This window comes from Amycolatopsis sp. WAC 01416 (genome assembly GCF_003947485.1).
In the GTDB taxonomy this organism is placed as follows: Bacteria; Actinomycetota; Actinomycetes; order Mycobacteriales; family Pseudonocardiaceae; genus Amycolatopsis.
Window position 1 is genome coordinate 685330 of record NZ_QHHX01000004.1, and the last position, 21661, is coordinate 706990.

Annotated in this window: 22 protein-coding genes; 8 read left to right on the plus strand and 14 right to left on the minus strand. The window is 68.8% G+C overall.

The window, feature by feature from the left end; translation table 11 throughout:
- Positions 1-165: 165 nt before the first annotated feature.
- The 4 genes from DL990_RS16960 to DL990_RS16975 all read right to left on the minus strand — a co-directional run bounded on the left by DL990_RS16960 (position 166) and on the right by DL990_RS16975 (position 4870).
- A complete protein-coding gene (locus DL990_RS16960; protein WP_125786434.1) occupies positions 166-2334 on the minus strand; it encodes a bifunctional lysylphosphatidylglycerol flippase/synthetase MprF in 2169 nt (722 codons plus the stop codon).
- 71 nt (positions 2335-2405) lie between these two features.
- Complete coding sequence (locus DL990_RS16965; RefSeq protein WP_125786433.1) at positions 2406-3257, minus strand: hypothetical protein; 852 nt, start codon at positions 3255-3257, stop codon at positions 2406-2408.
- Positions 3254-4174: a hypothetical protein gene (locus DL990_RS16970; RefSeq protein WP_125786432.1), complete on the minus strand. Its 921-nt coding sequence runs from the start codon at positions 4172-4174 to the stop codon at positions 3254-3256. The genes DL990_RS16965 and DL990_RS16970 overlap by 4 nt, the downstream gene beginning before the upstream one ends.
- A 9-nt stretch (positions 4175-4183) precedes the next feature.
- Positions 4184-4870, minus strand: coding sequence for an HAD hydrolase-like protein (locus tag DL990_RS16975; protein WP_125786926.1), 687 nt, complete (start codon positions 4868-4870; stop codon positions 4184-4186).
- A gap of 128 nt (positions 4871-4998) precedes the next feature.
- Between DL990_RS16975 and DL990_RS16980 the strand changes: the two genes are divergently transcribed.
- Positions 4999-6003: an ABC transporter permease gene (locus DL990_RS16980; RefSeq protein ID WP_125799228.1), complete on the plus strand. Its 1005-nt coding sequence runs from the start codon at positions 4999-5001 to the stop codon at positions 6001-6003.
- Here the strand turns inward: DL990_RS16980 and DL990_RS16985 are convergent.
- The 3 genes from DL990_RS16985 to DL990_RS16995 are packed head-to-tail and all read right to left on the minus strand — an operon-like array spanning position 5941 to position 7740.
- Entirely contained in the window at positions 5941-6351 is a 411-nt protein-coding gene (locus DL990_RS16985; protein ID WP_125786430.1) for a secondary thiamine-phosphate synthase enzyme YjbQ, read from the minus strand. The genes DL990_RS16980 and DL990_RS16985 overlap by 63 nt on opposite strands.
- A gap of 5 nt (positions 6352-6356) precedes the next feature.
- Positions 6357-7166, minus strand: a complete 810-nt coding sequence (locus tag DL990_RS16990; protein WP_199746424.1) for a DUF3626 domain-containing protein — start codon at positions 7164-7166, stop codon at positions 6357-6359.
- A 10-nt stretch (positions 7167-7176) separates the two neighbouring features.
- Entirely contained in the window at positions 7177-7740 is a 564-nt protein-coding gene (locus tag DL990_RS16995; protein ID WP_125786429.1) for an XRE family transcriptional regulator, read from the minus strand.
- A 31-nt stretch (positions 7741-7771) separates the two neighbouring features.
- Here DL990_RS16995 and DL990_RS17000 point away from each other — a divergent pair, with 31 nt between their 5' ends.
- Positions 7772-8302: a GNAT family N-acetyltransferase gene (locus DL990_RS17000; protein ID WP_125799282.1), complete on the plus strand. Its 531-nt coding sequence runs from the start codon at positions 7772-7774 to the stop codon at positions 8300-8302.
- A 187-nt stretch (positions 8303-8489) separates the two neighbouring features.
- On the opposite strand, the gene DL990_RS17005 is transcribed toward DL990_RS17000, so the two are convergent.
- The 5 genes from DL990_RS17005 to DL990_RS17025 form a co-directional block, all read right to left on the minus strand.
- Positions 8490-9134 (minus strand): response regulator transcription factor, encoded by a 645-nt coding sequence (locus DL990_RS17005; RefSeq protein WP_034311085.1) that lies wholly within the window; start codon positions 9132-9134, stop codon positions 8490-8492.
- A 16-nt stretch (positions 9135-9150) separates the two neighbouring features.
- Positions 9151-10422: a sensor domain-containing protein gene (locus DL990_RS17010; protein ID WP_125799229.1), complete on the minus strand. Its 1272-nt coding sequence runs from the start codon at positions 10420-10422 to the stop codon at positions 9151-9153.
- Between the two features lie 264 nt (positions 10423-10686).
- Positions 10687-10887: a hypothetical protein gene (locus DL990_RS17015; protein ID WP_125786427.1), complete on the minus strand. Its 201-nt coding sequence runs from the start codon at positions 10885-10887 to the stop codon at positions 10687-10689.
- Positions 10888-10897: 10 nt separating this feature from the next.
- Positions 10898-12013, minus strand: coding sequence for an acyl-CoA desaturase (locus tag DL990_RS17020; protein ID WP_125786426.1), 1116 nt, complete (start codon positions 12011-12013; stop codon positions 10898-10900).
- Positions 12014-12026: 13 nt separating this feature from the next.
- A complete protein-coding gene (locus tag DL990_RS17025) occupies positions 12027-13118 on the minus strand; it encodes a ferredoxin reductase (protein WP_125799230.1) in 1092 nt (363 codons plus the stop codon).
- Positions 13119-13207: 89 nt separating this feature from the next.
- Between DL990_RS17025 and DL990_RS17030 the strand changes: the two genes are divergently transcribed.
- From DL990_RS17030 to DL990_RS17050, 5 genes are all read left to right on the plus strand, one after another.
- Positions 13208-13864: a TetR family transcriptional regulator gene (locus DL990_RS17030; RefSeq protein ID WP_125786424.1), complete on the plus strand. Its 657-nt coding sequence runs from the start codon at positions 13208-13210 to the stop codon at positions 13862-13864.
- A gap of 376 nt (positions 13865-14240) precedes the next feature.
- Complete coding sequence (locus tag DL990_RS17035) at positions 14241-15347, plus strand: Re/Si-specific NAD(P)(+) transhydrogenase subunit alpha (RefSeq protein WP_125799231.1); 1107 nt, start codon at positions 14241-14243, stop codon at positions 15345-15347.
- Positions 15347-15646 (plus strand): NAD(P) transhydrogenase subunit alpha, encoded by a 300-nt coding sequence (locus DL990_RS17040; protein ID WP_007032801.1) that lies wholly within the window; start codon positions 15347-15349, stop codon positions 15644-15646. The genes DL990_RS17035 and DL990_RS17040 overlap by 1 nt, the downstream gene beginning before the upstream one ends.
- Positions 15643-17028, plus strand: coding sequence for an NAD(P)(+) transhydrogenase (Re/Si-specific) subunit beta (locus DL990_RS17045; RefSeq protein WP_125799232.1), 1386 nt, complete (start codon positions 15643-15645; stop codon positions 17026-17028). Before DL990_RS17040 ends, DL990_RS17045 begins: the two co-directional genes overlap by 4 nt.
- Positions 17025-17774, plus strand: coding sequence for a lipoate--protein ligase family protein (locus tag DL990_RS17050; protein ID WP_125786421.1), 750 nt, complete (start codon positions 17025-17027; stop codon positions 17772-17774). The genes DL990_RS17045 and DL990_RS17050 overlap by 4 nt, the downstream gene beginning before the upstream one ends.
- 92 nt (positions 17775-17866) lie before the next feature.
- On the opposite strand, the gene DL990_RS17055 is transcribed toward DL990_RS17050, so the two are convergent.
- Positions 17867-18595 (minus strand): histone-like nucleoid-structuring protein Lsr2, encoded by a 729-nt coding sequence (locus tag DL990_RS17055; protein WP_125799233.1) that lies wholly within the window; start codon positions 18593-18595, stop codon positions 17867-17869.
- Between the two features lie 158 nt (positions 18596-18753).
- Between DL990_RS17055 and DL990_RS17060 the strand changes: the two genes are divergently transcribed.
- Complete coding sequence (locus DL990_RS17060) at positions 18754-20127, plus strand: NAD(P)/FAD-dependent oxidoreductase (protein ID WP_199746426.1); 1374 nt, start codon at positions 18754-18756, stop codon at positions 20125-20127.
- Here the strand turns inward: DL990_RS17060 and DL990_RS17065 are convergent.
- A complete protein-coding gene (locus tag DL990_RS17065; protein WP_199746428.1) occupies positions 20124-21584 on the minus strand; it encodes a hypothetical protein in 1461 nt (486 codons plus the stop codon). The two genes, DL990_RS17060 and DL990_RS17065, sit on opposite strands and share 4 nt — an antisense overlap.
- Positions 21585-21661: the final 77 nt, after the last annotated feature.

Genomic DNA, 21661 nt, shown 5'->3' on the forward strand with positions numbered 1-21661 from the left:
GACTCCCGCGCAAAGTGCCCAAAATGGACATCGTTGCCTGGTCGGCGTCCCTTGTGGACGATCAAGGGCGCGCCGGGCTCCTTGGTTGACCCCACTCCCACCATCGACTCGCTCACGCCACGTTTGCCTTGCCCTCAAGAAGGGTCCAGTCCGCTAAGGCCTCTTCTACCGTGAAGCCAGCGAAGAAGTCGTTCGCGGCTGTGGGTTCGCGAGAAGGCGCTGAGGCTTCTTGCCGGAGCGCGCGAGCTTCGCCAGCCGCAGCAGTCCCGTGTTCGGCAGGTACGCCCGGCCGAGCGCGATCCCGATCCGCGGCAGATCCGCCTCGTCGCGGAACGCGAGGTACAGCGGGACGTGGCGCGGCTGGAACTTCGCCTTGAACGCGTGCAGTGAACGGAAGCCGTAGAACGGTTCCATCATCGTGCCGAGCGCGTCGAGCACCCGCTCGACGGCGTGCGCGGGTTCGCCGGAGCTCGCCAGCGGGGCGCCGGACAGCGAAACGAACTTCGCGCCTTCCTCACGGAAGGCCAAGCACGACGACGCGATCAGGAACTCCATCGACGGGCGGAATCCGTCGGCGCGTTTGCGCATGACGTCGAGCGTCCAGCCGCCGATCGCGCCCGCGCCGGTGTGCACCGGCAGCCACGACGTCACGCCGTGGACGACGCCGTCCGCGTCCACCGCGAGACCCACGCGGGTCTCGGGGTCCATCGCCTCGTCGACCCCGCCGAGGGTGAAGCCCATTTCCGGCATGCCCTTGTCGCTGATCCACTCCTCGGAGATCGCGCGCACCTGCGAGATCACCGCGCGCGGCTGATCGGCGAGCCGGACGAGCCGGAACTCGATGCCGTCCTTCTTGGCGCGGTTGAGCGCGGTCCGCACGTCCTGCCAGCGCTTTCCGCGGAACTCCAGCGTTTCCAGTTCGATCAGGGTGTCCTCGGCGACCTGGACCTGCTTCCAGCCGAGCTCTTCGGTCTTGGCGGTGGTGTCGCCGGTGGCGGAGAACAGGCACGGCACGAGACCGGTGTTCTCGCACATGGTGATGAACTCGGCGATCGTCCGGTCGGCGGCGCCGTCCGGGGCGATCGGGTCGCCGAGGGCGATGGCGACCCCGGCGTGCCGCCGGTAGGCGAGGTAGGACTTGCCGTCCGCGGCCACGAAGTACGAGTTCTGCGGCCAGGTCGTCATCCACGAAAGCGTGCTTCCGCCGTGACGGCTGAGCAGCGTGCGGGCCAGCGCGGGGTTGCCCATCCGGCCGAGACGACGGCGCTTCCGCCGCGACGGAACCCGGAAGGCGCCTCGCGCGGAGATCAACAGCGCGAATTCGACCGTCCACAGCAGGTTGTCCACGAAGAACAGCGGCGGATCCAGCAGGCCGGCGTCTTCGCCGAAGATCTCCGCCAGCGTGAGCACCCCGCCGTAGACCATCACCTGCAGGATGACGAACGACGTCAGGATCATCGCGCACCACCAGGCGACCTGGCTCCCCTTGCGCAGGCCGTTCATGATCGGCACGACGATCACGCACAGGATGATGACTTCCCACGTGGACAGCGAAAGCTCTTCGGACGAACCGAAGGGGCCGTTACCCGGCACGAAGGACATCACCAGTTCGGCGACGGTCAGCACCAGCAGCCCGGCCACGACGTAGAACCGCCACTCGCGCAGGCTCGGCCTCCGTTCGCGCGAGGCGTCCTTGGTACCGAGGAACCTGCGCCCGAACGGCAGCGCGAGGACGAGCGCGAAGAAGTGCACGAGGTCGGCGAGTGTGCCGACGAAGATGATCGCGATCCCGGCGTAGACGCACAATCCGGCGCGCAACCGTAGCCGCCACGGCGGGCGCAGGGTGGCGCTGGCGACCGCGACCGCGGCGAGCGCGCCACCGGAGAACCCGACGTCGAGGCTGCCCGCGACCCGTTCCGCCCATTCCCAGCCGGAGTTACGGCTCAACGCGAGGAACTGCACCGCCACCAGCACACTGACGAACTGGCCGCCGATGGCGACGGCCATCGCCCGCCGCGTGCCGAGCCGCCATTCCGCGAACCCGGCGAACAACGCGAAGCTGAGCACCATCGGCAGGTAGTACAGCGGGACGACCGCGAACAGCGGTCCGGTCAGCAAGGTCCACCATCGGCCCGCTTCGAGCGACGGCAGCCCATACGCGATGTACGGATACACCGCGCGATCCTCGGCGGCCGACCAGAGCGCGCCCGTGGCCAAGGCGAGCGCGAGCATGGTCACCGTGACGAGGGTGGTGAAAGGCAGCCGGTGCCTCAGCACCGTGGCGATCTTGTGTGTCCGGCCCGGCGCGGCCGTCCCGCTTCCCCCTGTTGGCATGGAAATCAAGGTAAGTGCGGGGGCCCGTCGGCCACATCCGGCAGGGGACCCATATTTCCCTTAGGGGAGTGCTACTCGCGACGGATGCTCTCACCCATCTTGAGGACGACGTCCCTGGCCACCTGGCCGGAGATCTCCTGGTCCGCCAGCACCAGGAGGACGTGGTAGCGGCCGGAACCGGGCAGGGCGTCCAGCGGGAGGGCGATCGCGGTGATCGCGACCGAGGGGGCGGGGCAGGGTCCGTCCGCGGCGGGGACGACGGTGGTGGTCACGGAGTTGGCGGTCGTGCCGCCGTCGAGGAGCGGCACCGGACCGGCCTTGCCGACTTCGGCCTTCGTGGACCGCCCGTACGCCGCTTCGGCCCACCGCAGGGTCGTTTCCTCGGCCGCCTGGGCGATGCCGCCGACCTCGCCCTCGTCGATGGTGGTGAACCCCGCCATCGCCCGCGCCGAGAGTCCGGCGGCGGGGCAGAAGTCGCGGCGGTACCGGGCGACACCCTGCAGGGTGACAAGGTCGCCTGCCGGTGTCTCGTATCCGACGGCGACGTCGGGCTCTTCGATCTTCCAGTCCGGCGGGACGTCGTAGACGAGCGGGTGATCGTCGGACCGCACGGGTTGCCAGCCCGCGATCACCGGCTTGATCCGGGTGGGCCCCACCGGATCGGGCAGGACGAGATCATGGACGGACGGCGGCGGCGTCGCGGTCTTGGCCTGGTAGGTGGCGGTGGTGCCGACGGCGATGACGACGGCAAGGCCGAGAACGCCCAGCACCGGCCTGAGGCGGAGGCGGCGGCGCGGCGGCGCGTTGTCCCGGATGACCGGAAGCGGCGCCGTCCGTTCGGCTTCGGTTTCGAGCGGCTGCCCGGTGAGCGGATCGACGAACCACGGCCGAGGTTCGTCGAGGGGCCCACCGGGGCCGGTCATTGCTGCGGCCTCAAACTGGCGAGGATCGTTTGCGCGTCCGCTTCGGACAGGGCGTCCGGGGTGCCCTGATCGAGGACCATCACGAAGCAGACGGTCTGCTCACCGATCTTGAAGGCCGCCGACGTGACCTTCACGGTCGGCGCCCGGCAGCCTTCGCCTTCGCTCGGGGTGAACGAGGCGGAGGAACTGAGTGCCTGGATCGTGCCGCCGGCGATGGGGATCTGCTTGATTTCGGGGAGCGGCACGTCGGCCTTGCCGGTGGCGGACTGGATCCAGAGCCGGACCGCGCCTCTGGCGGCGTTCTCGACGGGGATCTGATCCGCGGTGGCGAAGCCGACCATTCCCCGGTGCGAACCGCTGATGTCGGGGCAGGCGCCGAGTTTGTATCTCATCGCCTCGCGGATCACCATCTTGAACTCGCGCTCGGTGTTCCCGGTGACGTATCCCGGCTTGGTCTCCCAGCCCGTGGGGGGCAGGTCGTACGCCGTCTTGTCCTGTCTGGAGACGATTCCTTGCCAGCCCAACGTCTTGGACGGGACCTTGTTGTCCTCCGGGGCGTCGCCGCCCCGGGATGTCGGCGGAGGGTTCGACGCGGACGCGGCCGCGGGTGGTGGAGTGGGCTCGGGCCGCGGATCTTCGCCGTCACGCAGGACGAAGAACAGCGTGGCGCCGACGGCGATGACCACGACGAGCGCGCCAAGGCCGATCCACAGGCCTTTCTTGCCCTTCTTCGGCGGTTCGGGAGAGAAACCCTGGTAGGCCTGCTGCGGGAACTGCTGGAAACCCTGCTGCTGATAACCCTGGTACTGCTGCTGGGGATCCTGGGCGTACTGGGGCAGGTACCCATGCTGCGGGGTTTGCCGCTGATCGGGCTGCTGTGGTTGCTCCGGCCAGCCGTTGCCGCCTGGGTATGCCATGGACCGAGTTTAGTCGGCGCGCCCGAGGACGGCCGCACGCACCGCTGGCAGGTCGGACAGGTCTTCGAGCACGGTGTGCGCGCCCGCGCCTGCCAGTTCCTCGGCGCTGAACTGCCCCGTCGCCACGGCCACCGCGACGGCGCCGTTGTCGAGCGCGGCCCGCACGTCGTCCGGGGTGTCGCCGATGACGACGACCGACGCCGGCGCGAACTCGGTGCCGTGTTTCGCCGAAGCGTGGCCGACGGCGGCGGGCACCAGATCGGGCCGGTGTGCCGAGAGCGAGCCATAGCCACCGATCTCGAAGTCCACGTGCTCGTGCAGGTCGAACGCGGTCAGCTTGTGCACGGAGATCTCCGGCAGGTTCCCGGTGACCAGTGTCTGGACGACGCCGCCGTGCGTGGCGAAGGCGTTCAGCGCGTCTTTGGCGCCCGGAAGCGCCCGGCCGCTGGAGGACAGCGTCGGGGCGTGGCTTTCGGAGACCGCGATCAGCGCGAGCCAGAGCTTGCGCACGTTCTCCTCAGTGGGCTCGACGCCGTGCGAGGTCAGGATGTCCGCGCTGATGGCGCGTTCGGTGCGGCCGCCGAAATTCGGCAGCGCCCGCAGTTCGACGCCCGCGACCTCGGCGAGCGCGGTCGTGTACCAGGCGGCGCCGATGCCGCGCAGATCCACGAGGGTCTGGTCGATGTCCCACAGCACGAGCCGGTGCGGAGTAGTCACGCGGTCGACGGTACCGGTGAGCTTATTCAACGTCTGTTGACTTCTTTGGCACGGGCGCCTACCTTGGCGAATAATTCAACGTAAGATGAATAAATGGGAGGACGGCCATGCCGACCCAGAGCCATCGCCCCGCCGGGGCGTTCGCCTTACTCGCCGCGGTGGCCGGTGCGCTGATCGCCGCCGTACTCGGCTTTCTCACCTTCGGCGCGCAGGCCACCGTCGCACCCGACGGCCTCCCCGTCGCCGTGGCCGCGCCCCCGGGGCCGCTCCAGGCGGCCGCGAAGGGGATCGCGTCCCATGGCGGAGGGCAGGTCTCGTGGCGGGTGACCTCTCTTGAGGAAGGCCGGAAACTGTTGGAGGACAAGGAGGTCTACGGAGTCCTCGAACTTCCGTCGACGGTCGTCGTCTCCGGGGCGGTGAACCCGTCCGGAACGCAGATCGCGCAACAGGTGCTGACCGGTGCCGCGCAAGCACTGGGCGGGACACCCAAGGTCGAAACGCTGCATCCCGCCAGTGCGGCTGGCCGGGTCGCACCGCTCGCGCTGAGCGCGCTGGCTTGGGTCGGCTGCCTGGCCGCCGGCGCCGTGCTGATCCTGGCCGGACGGCGGATCGGCCGGGAAGCGGGAGTCGCCGCGCGCTTCACGCAGATCGTTTCGGCAGGTGTGCTGGTCACCGGTGTGCTGGCCGGATTCCTGAAGCTGTGGGACTCCTCGCTCCCGCTGGGCTGGGACGTCCTCGGCTTCCTTTTCCTGGCCTCGACCGCCTTCGCCGCTGTGCAGACCGGCCTGCTGCGCCTGCTCGGCGTGCGGGCGATGGCGATCCTCGGCCCGCTGTACCTGGTCGCGCCCGCCGTCGCGGGTCAGGTGCCGGAACTGCTGAACCCCGCGTATCGCGCGGTGCTGTGGTCGTGGACGCCGTTCCGGTTCTCCGCCGAAGGCCTCCGGAGCCTGCTGCAGGGCGTGCCCGGCGCGCCGGACGTCGCGACCGGGGTGTGGGTGCTCGCCGGACTGCTCGCGGCGGGGTTGCTGTTCGCGCTGTGGCCGGGCCGGTCAGCCCTCCAGAAGACTGAAGCGGACTCGCCGGACCGGGTTGTCCAGGTTGGTGTCCACTAGGCAGACCGACTGCCAGGTGCCCAGCGTCAGCACGCCGCCGAGCACCGGGATCGTCGCATACGGCGGCAGCAGCGCGGGCAGGACGTGGTCACGGCCGTGACCGGGACTGCCGTGCTGGTGCCGCCAGCGGCCGTCGCGGGGGAGCAGGTCGTCGAGTGCCGCCAGCAGGTCTTCGTCGCTGCCCGCGCCGGTCTCGAGGATCGCCAGCCCGGACGTCGCATGCGGGACGAAGACGTGCAGGATCCCGTCCTCGGCGTCCGCGTCGCGCAGGAACGTCTCGGCGTCCTTGGTCAGGTCGTGCACCACGGCTACGCTGCCGGTGCGCACCTCGATCTCCGTGGAGTACATGCTCTTCACGGTAGTGCCCCGAAGCGTGCGACGTAGTGCCAGACGCGTTTGAGGGCCTGCTGGTCGAGGTGGTGTGCTTCGCCGAGGACACGTGGATCGAGATAGCCGTCCTCGGCCAGTGTCAGGCCGAGTTCGACGAATTCGGCACCGCGGTAGCCGGGGTGCCGTTCGAGTTCTTCGGTCGACAGGCGGAAACCCGGATGCCATTCGACCGGGCAGCCGAGTCGTGACGCGGCCTTCTCGACGTCGGTGCCGCGGTGACTCGGGTCGAGGACGAGCGCTTGGACATCCGTCGCGAGGTCGACGGGGCCGTGGACGTGCGCTTCGATGTAGTCGTCGAGAAGATCGGTGTCGTCTTGCTCCGCCAAGGTGATCAGCGCGGAAACCCGGGTGCCGTGGCCGAAATCTCGGGGCGCCAGCACGCTGTCCGGGTAACAGAACGTCGTCCTGTCCACGGTGTGCGCGGCCATCCGGAAATGGGCCGAGCCGAATCTCGGCGCGCCGCCGGCCGCGCGGCGACGGAAGTTCAAGGCGCCGTACTTCGGCCGTTCGGCGGGCGGCGCGTCGTCGTAGGCACCGCCGAACATCCGGCTCTCCCACTGCCAGCGATCTCCGCCGGGATACGCGGTCAGCCCTCCGTTGCTCGTCCCGGTCTCGAACTGGTTGCGGTAGAACCCGTCCGCCGCCATCGCTGCCAGCAGCGGGCGTCCGTCCACTGTGGAACTGTCCGGATGGAAGTGCAGGGTCACCGGCAGCCCGGCCTCGAACCCGCCGCGTGCTTTCGCCGCGACGTACGCGAGGGCCCGGTGCGCCATCACCCGAGTATCAGGCGTGCCGCCGGGCGAGCGCGACCAGATATCGGACCGGCTCCCCGGTCGGGTTGACGTAGGCGCACTGCTGCGGACTGCCGAGCTGAAGACAGTCTCCCGCGTCGAGTTCGTGCTCGACGTCGCCCTCGCGGAACCGCAAATGCCCGTCCAGCACCCAGATCTGGTGGTGGGTCAGCGCATAGGTGTGGGCGGGGAAGGCGACCTCGGCGCCTGCGGGCAGCGCGACCTCGACCAGTTCGAGCGGCCCGCCGAGCGAAGGCGACACCGCGCGGCGCACATAGCCAGTGTCCGGGTCGGTCCAGGTCGGCTGATCGGCCGCGCGCACGAGCCTGCGGTCACCGTGTTCGGCGCGCGCGATCAACTCGGACAACGTCATCCCGAGGGCGGCGGAGAGCCTGCTGAGCAGGACGGCCGTCGGCTGCGCCTCGCCGCGTTCGATCTTGCCGATCATCGCCCTGGACACCCCCGAGGACTCGGCGAGGGCGTTGGCCGAAAGGTTCTGGTCGAGTCTCGCGGACTGGAGCGTCGCGGCGAGCGACGCGGACAAGGGATCCGACATGCTGCTCACTATAGTGGCAGCCATGGTTACTATGGTTGCCATGGTGATCAGGGAAGCGACGGAAGCCGACGCGACGGCGTGCGCGGAGATCTACGCGCCGTATGTCACCGACACGGTGATCTCGTTCGAGACCGAGCCGCCCAAACCGGACGAGATGGCCGAGCGCATCGCCAAGGCGCAGCGATCGCATGCCTGGCTCGTGCTTGAAGACGACGAAGGCCGCGTCAGCGGCTACGCCTACGGAGGCCCGTTCAGCGGCCGACCTTCCTATCGCTGGTCTTGCGAGGTCAGTATCTATCTGGAGCTCGGCCGACGGCGGACCGGTGGCGGGCGCGCGCTCTATCAAGCGCTGCTGGACAAGCTGGCGTCGCGTGGCTTCCGGAACTTCTGCGCGGGAATGGTGCTGCCGAATGACGCGAGCGCCGGATTGCACAGCGCGATGGGATTCGAGCCGGTGGGGACCTATCGGCGGATCGGGTACAAGCACGGGGCCTGGCGGGATGTCATGTGGGTGCAGCTGTGCCTGCCGGAGGTGGACGGGGTGCCGGTGGAGCCGGCTTAGGCCGTGTCCGGTAAGTATCGCCTGGCGTGCTGACCTGCGGAAAGGAGCGGGGGACCTTTGCTATCGCCTCCGGTTCAGTCCAGCCGGCCCGTCCACAGCATCGCCCGGTAGGCCTTCGCCGGCTGGAGGCCGACCTCGCCCGTGGCCGGATCCGCCGATGCGGCGAAGCTCCCCTTCAGTCCACTTCTCAGGACTCCAGGTACCGCAGCACAGCGAGAACCCGCCGATTGTCCCCTTCGGACTGAGGCAGCGCCAGCTTCCCGAAGATGCTCGACACGTACTTCTCCACCGAGCCCGCCGAAAGGAACAGCGCCGCCGCGATGGCCGAGTTCGACCGCCCCTCGGCCATCAGTCCCAGCACCTCTCGCTCCCGCGGCGTCAGTCCCGCGAGCGCGTCCGTCTTCCGGGTGGCGGTGAACAGCTGACTGACCACTTCCGGGTCGAGCACGGTCTCACCGTCGGCGACCCGCTGAAGCGCGTCGAGGAAGTCCGACACCTCCGCGACTCGGTCCTTCAGCAGGTAGCCGACGCCACCCGCGCGGTCGGCGAGGAGTTCCGTCGCGTACTGCGTTTCGACGTACTGCGAGAACAGCAGGATGGCGCACCCCGGCAGCTCCGCACGCAACGCGATCGACGCGCGGAGTCCTTCGTCCGTGTGCGTCGGCGGCATCCGGATGTCCACAATGGACACGTCCGGCCGGTGTTCGCGAACCGCCGCGCACAGGCTGTCGCCGTCGGCGACGGCCGCGACGACCTCGTGCCCCCGAAGATTCAGCAGTTCGACGAGTCCCGCCCGCAGGATGGCCGAATCCTCCGCGATCACGACGCGCACGCCGCCCCCCATTGTTCTATTTCCGTAGTGGTATCTCCGCGCTGATCACCGTAGGCCCCCCGGGAGGGCTGTCGATGTCGAGCCCGCCGTCCACTGTCGCGAGCCTCTCGGCGATCCCGGCGAGCCCGCCGCCGCGTTCCAGCCGGGCGCCGCCTTCACCGCCGTCCCGCACCACGAGGCGCAGGCCGTCGCCGACGATACCCACGTCGACCTCGATCGCGGCGGAAGTGTGTTTGGCGGCATTGGTCAGCAACTCGGCGACGGTGAAGTAGGCGATCGTCTCGATCGACGGCGACGGCCTGCTCGGCAGGTCCACGGTGATCCGCGCGTCGATGCCCGAGCCCGCTGCCAAAGTGGACAGTGCGACGTCGAGGCCGGCGTCGAGTGCGGCGGGGTGGATGCCGCGGGCGAGGTCGCGCAGCTCGACCAGCGCCTGTTTCGCGTTGGCGTGTGCGGCGGTGACCAGGGCGGTGACCTGCTCGATGTCGCCGTCGCCAGCCAGCTCGTCCTTCGCGATGCCGAGCTTCATCGCCAGCGCGACCAGCTGGGCCTGCGCGCCGTCGTGAAGGTCGCGTTCGATCCGGCGCAGCCGCCGCGTCGCGTCGTCGACCGCGGTCGCCCGGGTGCGTTCGAGGTCGCGCACACGTTTCGAGAGGTCCTCGACGCCGAGCACCCCGCGCACCAGCAAGCGGTCGAATTCGGCGAGGCCGTGGACCACCCACGGCATCGCCAGCAGTACGGCCAGCCCGGTGAGGGCGAGCGGCAGGGTGAGAGGCCAGGTGTCGACGCGGAGGTCGAACGTCGGCATGGCCTCGCCGTTCAGGGTGAACCAGAACAGCGGATAGGTCAGCGTGCTCACGGCGTACACGAACAGGGACACGACCAGGAAGAACCCGGTCAACGACAACGGCAGCCGGATCACCAGGTAGGCGATCGACCGCCAGCCCATCGGATCCCCGAGCCGCCCTTTGACCCCGTTCCAGAGCCCCGGCCGCGGTTCGGGCCGGGCCGGCGGGGCGACCGTGGTCCCGAGCAGGGCACGCGCCAGGCCGATGTGGGCGGCGCCGATCAGCCGCGCACCCGCCAAGACACCGATGAGCACCGGCAGGCCGATGGTGAGCAGGCTCAGGCCGATCCCGAGGAACAGCCCGACGACGACGAGCGCCATGAACACCAGCGTCAGCGGCGCGCCGATGAGCACCCACGCCAGCTCGGCCCAGTACGCGCGGCTCAGCTGCGCGCTGAGGACGCGACCGGCGAACCGGCGCGGAGCGAGGCGGGTGATCATGGCTTCAGCCTGCCGTGGTCACCGCCTCGTGCCCATCCGGTTTTCCGTAATCTTCGCCGACGCGGCTGTGGCAGGTTGCGAAGGCTTGTTTCGCGACATGGGTCGGCAGCCGAAGTCCGTGAAGGCCTCCTTGAGGGACCCAGCGTCCCTCAAGGAGGCCTTCACGGACTTCCGGAGGCTCGCCAGCCGTCCACAGGACGCGAATCAAGGGGAATGTCGCTTTGTCTTACCCGTCGATAACCCGAATCGCCACTCACGATTCCTCTAGTCTTCGCGGGTCCCGTCGGCCTGCGCCCGCTGGGACGCCTCACGCATCTCGATGACGTCCGTCAGCCAATCGCCGGTCTCGCGGGCGATGTCCCGGATCGCGCCGGTGATGATCGTCGCGATGTTGCCGATGTGGGTGGCCGCGGACTCGGTGACCTCTTGGACCACGTCCTTGGTGCTTTCGAACTGACCGACCATGTCAGACACCTTAAGCCGCTCGGAGGGTCTTGTCGCTCTCCACGGTAGCCGGAGTGCGGGGTTCACCGTTCCAGGGCAGTGCCAGTTTCACGATCTTCTTGGCCACCGAGAACAGTTGCTTGTGCAGGGGACCGGTGTTGTAGGGCAGGCCGTACTTCTCGCAGATCGCCCGCACCTCGCCCGCGATCTGCGGGTAGCGGCGCGCGGGGATGTCCGGGAACAGGTGATGCTCGATCTGGTGCGAGAGGTTCCCGGTCATGATGTGGAAGAGCTTGCCGCCGCTGATGTTCGCCGAGCCGAGGATCTGCCGCAGGTACCACTGGCCCCGCGACTCGTTCTCGGTCTCCTCCTCGGTGAAGCTCTCGACGTCGGCGGGGAAGTGCCCGCAGAAGATGATCGAGAACGCCCACAGGTTGCGGGTCAGGTTCGCGGTGGCGTTGCCGAGGAAGGTCAGCGGTGCGAGCGGACCGGTCAGCAACGGGAAGAGCACGTAGTCCTTGCCGACCTGGCGCCCGGCCTTCTTGAGCATCTTCAGGCCGACCTCCTTGTTGTCCGACCACTTGCGCTCGCCCTTGACGACGCGGTCGAACTCGAGGTCGTGCAGCATGACGCCCCACTGGAAGAACAGCGCGAGCAGCGTCGCGTACACCGGGTTGCCCAGGTAGTACGGGTTCCACTTCTGCGCCGGGTCGATCCGCAGGACGCCGTAACCGATGTCGCGGTCCTTGTCGAGGATGTTCGTGTACGTGTGGTGGATGTAGTTGTGGGAGTGGCGCCAGTTCTCCGACGGCGCGACGGTGTCCCATTCGAACTTCTGCGAGCTCAGCGCCGGGTCGCGCGTCCAGTCGTACTGGCCGTGCATGACGTTGTGGCCGATCTCCATGTTGTCGAGGATCTTCGCCACCGAAAGCGCGGTCACCCCGGCGACCCACGCCGGCGGGAAGAACCCGGCGAACAGCAGCCCGCGCCCGGCGACTTCGAGCGCGCGCTGGGTCTTGATCACGTTGTGGATGTAGTCGACGTCGACCTGGCCGAGGTCGGCGACGATCCGCTGCCGGATCTCGTCCAGTTCGCGGCCGAACTCCTCGACCTGGGCGGGGGTGAGCTTGTCCTGCAAGCCGGTCATCGCGGGCTCCTTTCTAAGCGTTGATCTCGACGTCCCCGACCGGGACGGAGATGCAGAGCTGGATCTCTTCGTTCTCTTCGCTGGAGGTCTCGCCGGTCTTGGCGTTGCGCACGCAGCCGGAGGTCTTGATCTGAGTGCAGGAGAAGCAGATGCCCATCCGGCAACCGTGCTCCGGACTGAGCCCCGCTTCTTCGGCCTGCTCCAGCAACGGTTTCCCGGAGTTGGCGAACTCGCGGCCGCTGCGCGCGAACCGCACCTGCCCTTCGGCGTTCTCGGTGTCGAAGGTGAGCGCCGGCGGCGTGAACTCCTCGGTGTGCAGATGTGCGCCGTGACCGTCGGCCTCGAAGACCTCGCGGACCGAATCCATCAGCGGCTTCGGACCGCACAGGAAGGTTTCGGCGTCGGGATACCACGGCGCGGCCTCGGCGAGGTGCTCCTTCGAGAAGAACCCGTGCAGGTCGCCTCCGGTTTTGGCGTGAGTGAACGCGTGTACCACCCGCAGGCCGGGCAGGCGGCGCGCGAGGTCGGCGAGCTCGGCGCGGTAGAGCGCGTCTTCGGCCCCGTTGGAGTAGTGCAGGAAGGCGAGATCACCCTCGTACTTCTCGTCCGCGAGCGTGCGCAGCATCGACAGGACGGGCGTGATCCCGCTCCCGCCGCTGAGCAGCAGGATCCGCCGCGGCCTCGGCGAAGGCAGGGTGAACTCACCGTCCGGAGTGGACAGTCCGAGCACCGAACCGATGGTGACCGTGCGGTTCAGGTGCCGCGAGACGAGCCCCTGCGGGTCGGCCTTGATGGTCAGTTCCAGTGATCCGTCGTGCTCCGAACCGGCGGGTGAGTAGCAGCGGGTCCGGCGGACGCCGTCGATCTCGACGGTCACCCGCACGTACTGGCCCGCGACGTGTCCCCGCCAGGCGCGGCTCGGCCGGATGGTCAGCGTGACCGTGTCGGGTGTCTGGCGCCGGACGTCGGTGACCAGGCCGCGGACCTCCCGGCGGACCAGCATCGGATCGACGAGTTCGAGGTAGCGGTCCATGCCATGGGGCGTGAGCAGGGCCTCGGCCAGCGAGGCCAGCCGCCTGGCCCTGCGCGGTACCAGTGCCGTCATCACTTCTCCCAAATTCAGTGAACGCTTGTACACTCAATAGTGAAGTGGCGATGGTCGCGCTTGTCAACGCGAGAGGAGGGCGATGTGACGTGAGTGATACCGCGGAGGCCATTACGCTGTCCGTCGTGACAACGGAGCCCGTTTCCCGGCAGGAGCGCAAACAGCGCACACGGCAGGCGCTGCTGGACGCCGCCCTGGATCTGGTGGCGGAACGAGGGTTCTCCGGGCTGAGCCTGCGCGAGGTGGCGAAACAGGCAGGCATCGTGCCGACGGCGTTCTACCGCCATTTCGCGTCGATGGACGAACTGGGCGTGGCGCTCGTCGAGGAGTCGATGCGCACACTGCGCACGATGATCCGTTCGGCACGCACCAAACCGGCCGCGTACAACGACATGATCAAGATGTCCGTGCGCATCCTGCGCGAGCACGTCCGGGCGCACGAGGACCACTTCCATTTCCTCACCCGGGAGCGTTACGGCGGCACGGGACCGGTCCGGCAGGCGATCGCGTTCGAGCTCAAGCTCTTCGTCAGCGAACTCGCCGTCGACCTCGCGCGGTTCGACAATCTCCGCGAATGGAGCACCGAAGATCTCCACCTGCTCGCCGACCTGATCGTGACGACAATGCTCACGACGGTGCTGGAGTTGCTCGAGGCACCGTCGCGGGACGACGAGATCGGGCGTACGGCCGAACGGCGGCTGCGGCTGATCTTTCTGGGCGTGCCGAACTGGCGAAGCGTTCCGTGATGCGGAAAGCGTTCGCCCCACAGGCGCCAGCAGCCACAACAGTGGCGCGTGAAGGCCCCCTTCCCTCGGCTCAGCCGAGGAAACTCGACCTTCATGTACTCCGGCGGGCAAAGACATCGGCCAAGCCCTCGTGAGTGGCGATTCGGGTTAGAACACGAAACGCCACTCACGACCACCCGGACACACCACGTTCGGCCTTCCTCTCACCAGCGGCCGACCCCATATGACGTCGCGCACCTGGATCGATGGCTGGATCGATCGTGATGAGCGATGTCACGGAAAGATGCCGCCCGGATACGTTCAGCCAGGAAAGTTGTCGGCCGGACGTGGTAAACAGTGCGGGTTCGTGTGGTCCTCTCCAGCGAGGAGGTCGCCTGTGGCGGCAGAAAACGAGCAGCTCACGGTCGGTGTTGTCCGGGAAACCGGACAAGGTGAACGCCGCATCGCGCTGGTACCGAAGCTCATCGAGCGCGTCTCCGGACGCGGACTGCGGGTGGTGGTCGAGCCCGGCGCGGGCGCCGGCGCGCTGCTCGCCGACGAGACCTTCGAGCAGGCCGGCGCGGTGATCGGCGATCCGTGGGATGCCGACATCGTGGTGAAGGTGGCGCCTCCGAGCGCGGCCGAAGTCGCGAAGCTCAAGCAGGGCACCATTCTCATCGGCTTCCTGAATCCACGGGGTGATCCGGACGGGATAGCGGCGCTCGAATCGGCGGGCGTCCGCGCCTTCGCCGTCGAGGCGATCCCGCGGATCTCCCGCGCGCAGGCGATGGACGCGTTGTCGTCGCAGAGCAGTGTCGCGGGCTATCGCGCGGTACTGCTGGCGGCGGAGAAACTCACCCGGTTCTTCCCGATGCTCACCACCGCGGCCGGAACGGTGCCACCGGCGAAGGTGCTCGTACTCGGCGCGGGTGTCGCCGGTTTGCAGGCCTTGGCGACGGCGAAACGGCTCGGCGCGCAGACCACCGGGTACGACGTCCGGCCCGAGGTCGGTGAGCAGGTCAAGTCGCTCGGCGCGAAATTCCTCGACCTCGGCATCGAGGCGGTCGGCGAAGGCGGGTACGCCCGCGAGCTGACCGACGAGGAAAAGGCCGAGCAGCAACGCAGGCTCACCGAGGCGATCACGAGGTTCGACGTCGTGATCACCACCGCGCTCGTCCCTGGCCGCAAGGCGCCGGTCCTCGTCACCGCCGACGCGGTGAAAGGGATGCCCGCCGGTGGTGTCGTGGTCGACCTCGCCGGCGAGTCCGGCGGCAACTGCGAACTGACGAAACCGGGCGAGGAGGTCGTCGAGCACGACGTCACCATCTGCTCGCCGCTCAACCTCGCCGCGGAGATGCCCGCGCATTCCAGCGAGCTCTACGCGCGCAATGTCACCGAGTTGCTCGAACTGCTCGTCGACTCCGACGGCAAGCTCGCGCTCGACTTCTCCGACGAGATCGTCGCCGGGGCCTGCGTCGCCGGAAACGAAGAAGGGGGCGAGTGATGCTCGTAGGCAGTTTGGCGATCCTCGTACTCGCCGGATTCGTGGGCTTCACGGTCATTTCCAAGGTGCCCAACACGCTGCACACCCCGCTCATGTCGGGCACCAACGCCATCCACGGCATCGTCCTGCTCGGCGGGCTCATCGTGCTCGGCCTCGGGGTCGACGGCGTACTGAACAAGATCCTGCTGGTGATCGCGATCGCCTTCGGCACGATCAACGTGGTCGGCGGCTTCCTCGTCACCGACCGGATGCTCTCGATGTTCAAGGCGAAGAAGCCGGAAGACGGTGGTGACAAGTGACGACCTTCATCGCCGTCCTCTACATCATTTCCTTCGCACTGTTCATCTACGGCCTGATGGGCCTGACCGGTCCGCGCACCGCGGTACGCGGCAACTGGATCGCCGCGATCGGCATGGGCATCGCGGTGATCGCGACGCTCCTGACACCGGGAATGAGCAACTGGCTGCTGATCGCGCTCGGTGTCGCGATCGGTGTCGTCGTCGGCGTGCCGTCCGCGCGCAAGGTGAAGATGACCGCGATGCCGCAGATGGTGGCGTTGTTCAACGGCGTCGGCGGCGGGGCGGTCGCGCTCATCGCGTGGGTCGAGTTCCGCACCACCGAGGGCTACGCGCACGAGCCGGCGTACGTCGCGATCGCGTCGTTGTTCGCCGCGATCGTCGGATCCGTGTCCTTCTGGGGCTCGAACATCGCGTTCGGGAAACTGCAGGAGCTCATCTCCGGCCGCCCGATCACGCTGGGCAAACTGCAGCAGCCGGTGAACGCGCTGGTGCTGATCGCCGCGATCGTCTTCGCGGTCGTCATCGCCGTCGGCGGTGACGCCGAGCTGCTGATGATCGGCCTGCTGATCGCGGCCGGCGTCGTCGGCGTGGTGGTCGTGCTGCCGATCGGCGGCGCGGACATGCCGGTCGTCATCTCGTTGCTGAACGCGCTCACCGGATTGTCGGCCGCGGCCATGGGGCTCGCGCTCGACAACACCGCGCTGATCGTGGCGGGCATGATCGTCGGTGCTTCGGGTTCGATCCTGACGAACCTGATGGCGAAGGCGATGAACCGGTCGATCCCGGCCATCGTCGCCGGCGGGTTCGGTGGCGGCACGGCGGTGGCGAGCAGTGGCTCCGGCGAGGTTCGCCCGGTCCGCAGCACCAGCGCGTCCGACACCGCGATCCAGATGGCGTACGCGAACAAGGTCGTGGTCGTCCCCGGCTACGGCATGGCCGTCGCGCAGGCACAGCACGTGGTCCGCGAGATGGCGAAACTGCTGGAGGCCAAGGGGATCACGGTCGCCTACGCCATCCACCCGGTGGCGGGCCGGATGCCGGGGCATATGAACGTGCTCCTCGCCGAGGCCGACGTCCCGTACGAACAGCTCAAGGAAATGGACGAGATCAACTCCGAGTTCGCCCAGACCGACGTCGCGCTGGTGATCGGCGCGAACGACGTCACGAACCCGGCCGCGGAGACCGATCCGGGCTCGCCCATCTACGGGATGCCGATCCTCAAGGTGAACCACAGCCGGTCGGTGATCGTGCTCAAGCGCTCGATGAGCTCGGGCTTCGCCGGCATCGACAACGAGCTCTTCTACGATGCGAAGACAAGCATGCTCTTCGGCGACGCCAAATCGTCGGTGGGCGAGATCGTGGAGGAACTCAAAGCACTGTGATCGGTCCTTCGGAAGTCGTCGCCTCGTTCGACGACCCGGCCGACAACCTCGCGTTCGACGAAGCCCTCCTGCGTGCCGCACCGGAGGCGCCGGTCCTGTGGATCTGGCGCAGCACCGACTCCGTGGTCGTGGGGCGGGGGCAGAAGATCGAACGCGAGGTCAAGGCCGACGTCTGCGCCGGCGACGGCGTCCCGGTGCTGCGTCGGGCCAGCGGCGGCGGCACCGTTTTCCACGATCCCGGCAATCTCAACATCACCCTCGTCCTGCCAGAGCTCGGCTTGTCGGCGAAAGCCGTCAAGCCGCTCGAAGCGCTCGGGGAACTGATGACCGCGACGGTGGCCGAACTCGGGCTGCCGTCGCGGGTCGGTGATCGGGGACTGTTCGTCGGTGACGCGAAGTTGTGCGGTTTCGCCGTGTTCCGGACGAGAACGGGCTTGCTCGCGCATTCGACACTGCTCGTGTCGACCGCGGCCGAGCGGGTCGGCCGGTACCTCACTTCGGCCCCCGCGGATCCCCGTCCGCTCGACTCCCACCGGAGCCCGGTCGCGTCGCTCGCCGAGCATGGCCTGCGCAAAGGTGTTGCCGAAGTCACGGCCGCGGTCCGCGTGGCGGCGGCCGCGCGACTGGGTGAACTCACCACCCGGAAGCCCACGGCCGAGGAGCGGGAGTGGCACCGCTCGCTCCGGCAGACGCGGTACGGGTATCCGAAGTGGCATTCGGAAGGGGCTCAGCGTCCGGCCTCGTGAGTGATTTGGGTCGTTGGAACGACCCAAATCACTCACGACAACAAAGGGGCCCCATTCGCTACCACGCGAATGGGGCCCCTTTTGTTTATCGATTACTTTTCGGTGGCCGAGAATGTCACGGCCGGCACCTTACGGGCGGCGCGCGTGGTCTTCTTCGGCTCCGCGGCCTTCTTCACCGGAGTCTTGGCGGCGGCCTTCGGCGCGGCCTTGGCGGCCGTCGTCTTCGCGGCGGCTGCCTTCGGCGCGGCCTTCGCGACAGTCGTCTTGGCCGCGGTCTTCGGCGCGGCCTTGGCCGTGGTCTTGGTCGCGGCGGCGGTCTTCGCGCGGCCTGCCGGAGCCTTGGTCGCGGTGGCCTTCGCCGTCGCGCCGCGGGCCGCCTTCGCCTTGGCAGCGGTGGCTTTCGCCGTGGTCTTGGCCGGAGCCTTGGCCTCCACCTTGGCGGCGGTGGTCTTCGCGGCCGCGGTCTTGGGAGCGGCCTTGGCGGCGGCGGGCCTGCGGCCGGCGACACCCTTCGCGGCGGGCTTGCGGCCCGGCTTCGCGGCCGACTTCGCCTCGGCCTTCGCGGCGGTGGCCGTGGTCTTCGGGGTCGACTTCGACACCCGCGCGCCCTTGGGTCGCTGCACGACCCGCGGCCGCAGTTTCCGTCCACCGATCCGTCGGCCGTTTTCCACATAGGCACGCAGGATTTCCCGGAGTGCGGTGGCGTTGTCGGCCGAAAGGTCGATGTCGTAAGCGATTCCGTCCAAGCCGAAAGCGACTGTTTCTTCGGCCGCCTCGCCGGTCAGATCATCCAGCAAATGCACAGCAGTGTTCCTGGCCATGAAAAAAACCTCCCGCGCTCGATCGTTCTACTGCGTAACCGGCACGGTGCAACCTGAACCCGCGGCTGATGACTCACGCAGCGACACGAGGATAGCGGCAGGTTGCGCGAAGCTGCGCGGTGGTGTGCGCTGAATGCATGTCAGCACAGACTTTTGACGTGATCGTGATCGGAGGCGGCCCCGTCGGCGAGGTCGCCGCCGAACGGGCAGCACGCGGCGGACTGCGGGTCGCGCTCGTCGAACACGAGCGCTTCGGCGGCGAATGTTCTTACTGGGCCTGCATTCCGAGCAAGGCGCTGCTGCGGCCGGGGAACCTCCTCGCCGCCGCCAAGCGGGTGCCCGGCGTCCCGGTGGGCGACGCGGTCGACCCGGCCGAGGTGTTCGCGCGCCGGGACTGGTTCACCGGCAAGGGAGACGACACCGGACAGGTCAAGTGGGCCGAAGGCGTCGGGATCGTCCCGATCCGCGGGCACGGCCGGATCACCGGTGAGCGGGAGGTCACCGTCGACGGCGGCGACGTGCTGACCGCGCGGCACGCCGTGATCGTCGCCACGGGCAGCGTCCCACGGACACCGTCGATCCCCGGGCTGGACACCGTTTCCCCGTGGGGTTCGCGAGAGGCGACTTCGGCGGAGAAGGTTCCGGGCCGCCTCGGCGTACTGGGCGGCGGGGTGGTCGGAGTCGAAATGGCGCAAGCCTTCGCGACACTCGGCGCCGAAGTCCACCTGATCATCTCCGGGGCACGTCCCTTGCCGCGGCTGCCGGAGTTCGCGGGTGACGCCGTCATCGCGGGACTCCGCGAAGCCGGGGTCACCGTGCACACCGGCTCCGGGATCGACTCCGTGTCCGCAGTGGACGGTGGCAAGGAATTGGCGTTGAAGGGCGGCGACCGGTTGATCGTCGACGAACTCCTCGTCGCCACCGGCCGCCGCCCGGCGACCGACGGACTCGGTGTCGAGTCGATCGGGCTCGAAGCGGGCGCGCCGCTCGAGACGGACGACAACGGCCGTGTGTCCGCTGTGGACGGTCGCTGGCTGTTCGCCGTCGGGGACGTCACCGGCCGGGCGCCGCTGACCCATCAGGGCAAGTACGCGGCCAGGGCCGCCGGGGACTCCGTGGCCGCGCAGGCGGCGGGCAAGCCGGTCGATTCCGCCGCCTGGAGCGCGCACAGCGCCACGGCCGATCACCACGCCATCCCGCAGGTCGTCTTCACCGACCCGGAGGTCGCTTCGGTCGGGCTCGCCGGACCCGAGGAGGGCAAGCCGCACCGCGTCGTCGACATCGACATCGCGGTCGCCGGTTCGTCGCTGCACGCGGACGGTTACGCGGGCAAGGCGCGGATCGTCGTCGACACCGAACGCGGTGTTCTCCTCGGCGCGACCTTCGTCGGGCAGGACGTGTCCGAACTGCTGCACTCGGCGACGATCGCGATCGTCGGGGAGGTCCCGCTGTCGAGGCTGTGGCACGCGGTCCCGTCGTTCCCCACGATCAGCGAAGTGTGGCTGCGCCTGCTTGAGGCATACGGGCTTTAGCCGTTCACCGGCAGTTCGAGTGCGGCCTTCGCGCCGCGGACCAGGCCGGGATCGTCCGCAGTGGACGGTCCCGGCACCCACACCACCTGCACCAGCCGGACCGACTTCCCGTCGAGGCTGCTCTGGTAGGCGGCGCCCTCGAACACCGGGACCTCGCCCTGCCACTGGTTGGTCTCGGTGGCGAGGTCGAGGATGCCGCCACCGCCGGGGGTGTCGGCGGCGGCCTTGAACGCGGTCGCCTGCCCGGTGTTCGGGAACTCCACGACGGCGATCGTCACCGCGGCGGCCCGGCCGTCGATGGAACTGGCGAAACTGGCCCGTTTCACCCCTGCGCAACTCGTCTGCTGAAGGCTCGCCTGGACGTCGCCGTACGCGTGCGACGCGCATTTCTGATCCGCGGCCGACGCCCGCGAGGTGAACTGGATGTTTTCCACCGCGCTGCTGCTCGGAGACGGAGGGCTGCTGGCCGGGGTCGGCGGCGGGGGAGTCTGCGTGGACGCCGTGTCGTCACCACCGGAGGCCACGCTGATGGCCGCGACCAGCAGCACGATGAGCAGGCCGATCGCGGCGACCGGAAGCCACTTCACCGTCTTGGACTGGTGCGACTTCTTCGGGGACGGCTCGGCGGGAGCGCCCGCCGGTGGCGGGGTTCGCCGGGCCGGAGGAGCGGGCTTCGCGGCGGCGGCCTGCTGAACAGGCTGAACGGGCTGAACGGGCGGGGCCGCCTGCACGGGCTTGACGGGGGGAACGGCCGGTTTCGCCGGTCTTTTCGCCTTCCCCGGATGCTGCACCGGAACCGTCGGGGCGATGGCGACGAGCGGGTTCTCGCGGATCACCGTCGGCTCGTCGTCGGAGTAGGCGCTGAACCCCTCGCCGAGCAGCATCTCCTCGGGCATCGGCGGCGCGTCCGGGGCGAGCGCGGCGATCAGTTCCCGCGCCTGCTGGACCGAGCGGGGCCGGGGCGCGGTGGCCAGCGAGACCGTCGCGGCGAGCATCGTCGTCGCCGTCGGGTACAGCACGCGGACCGAGCCGGCGAGATCCGCGGCCGGCTGGTCGACCGTCTCCACATAGGGGCCGACGGCGATGATCGTGCCGATCGGCCCGGCGCCGGGGGCGACGTCCGCGATCTTGTGGGTGCACGCGGCGGACAGCGAGAGCGCGTCCGTGGCCGGGTTGATCGAGGTGTCACCGTGGACCAGCGGCCAGCCGTCGGCCTTCCACGGTCCGCCGAGCGGGGCTTCGAGTTTCAACGCCGGGTCCGGCAGGTCGACGCCGATGACGATGAGGATGCCCTTCGGCATGACGACGACGGCCTCCACGGGCCGCCCGTCGACCGGGCTGGCGCCGACGAGGGCGACCCCGCCGACGACGTTGCTGCCCCGGCCGAGTGAAGCCAGCGCGGCGCGGACGTCCTCGGCCACCCGGGACGGCTGTTGAGCGAGGCGAACGAGTCGCACCGAACCCCTCCCCATCTCGTCGGTCTCGCTGCACAAACTAGCGCCTCCATCCGGAGCAACGGGAAGACACGTCGCAG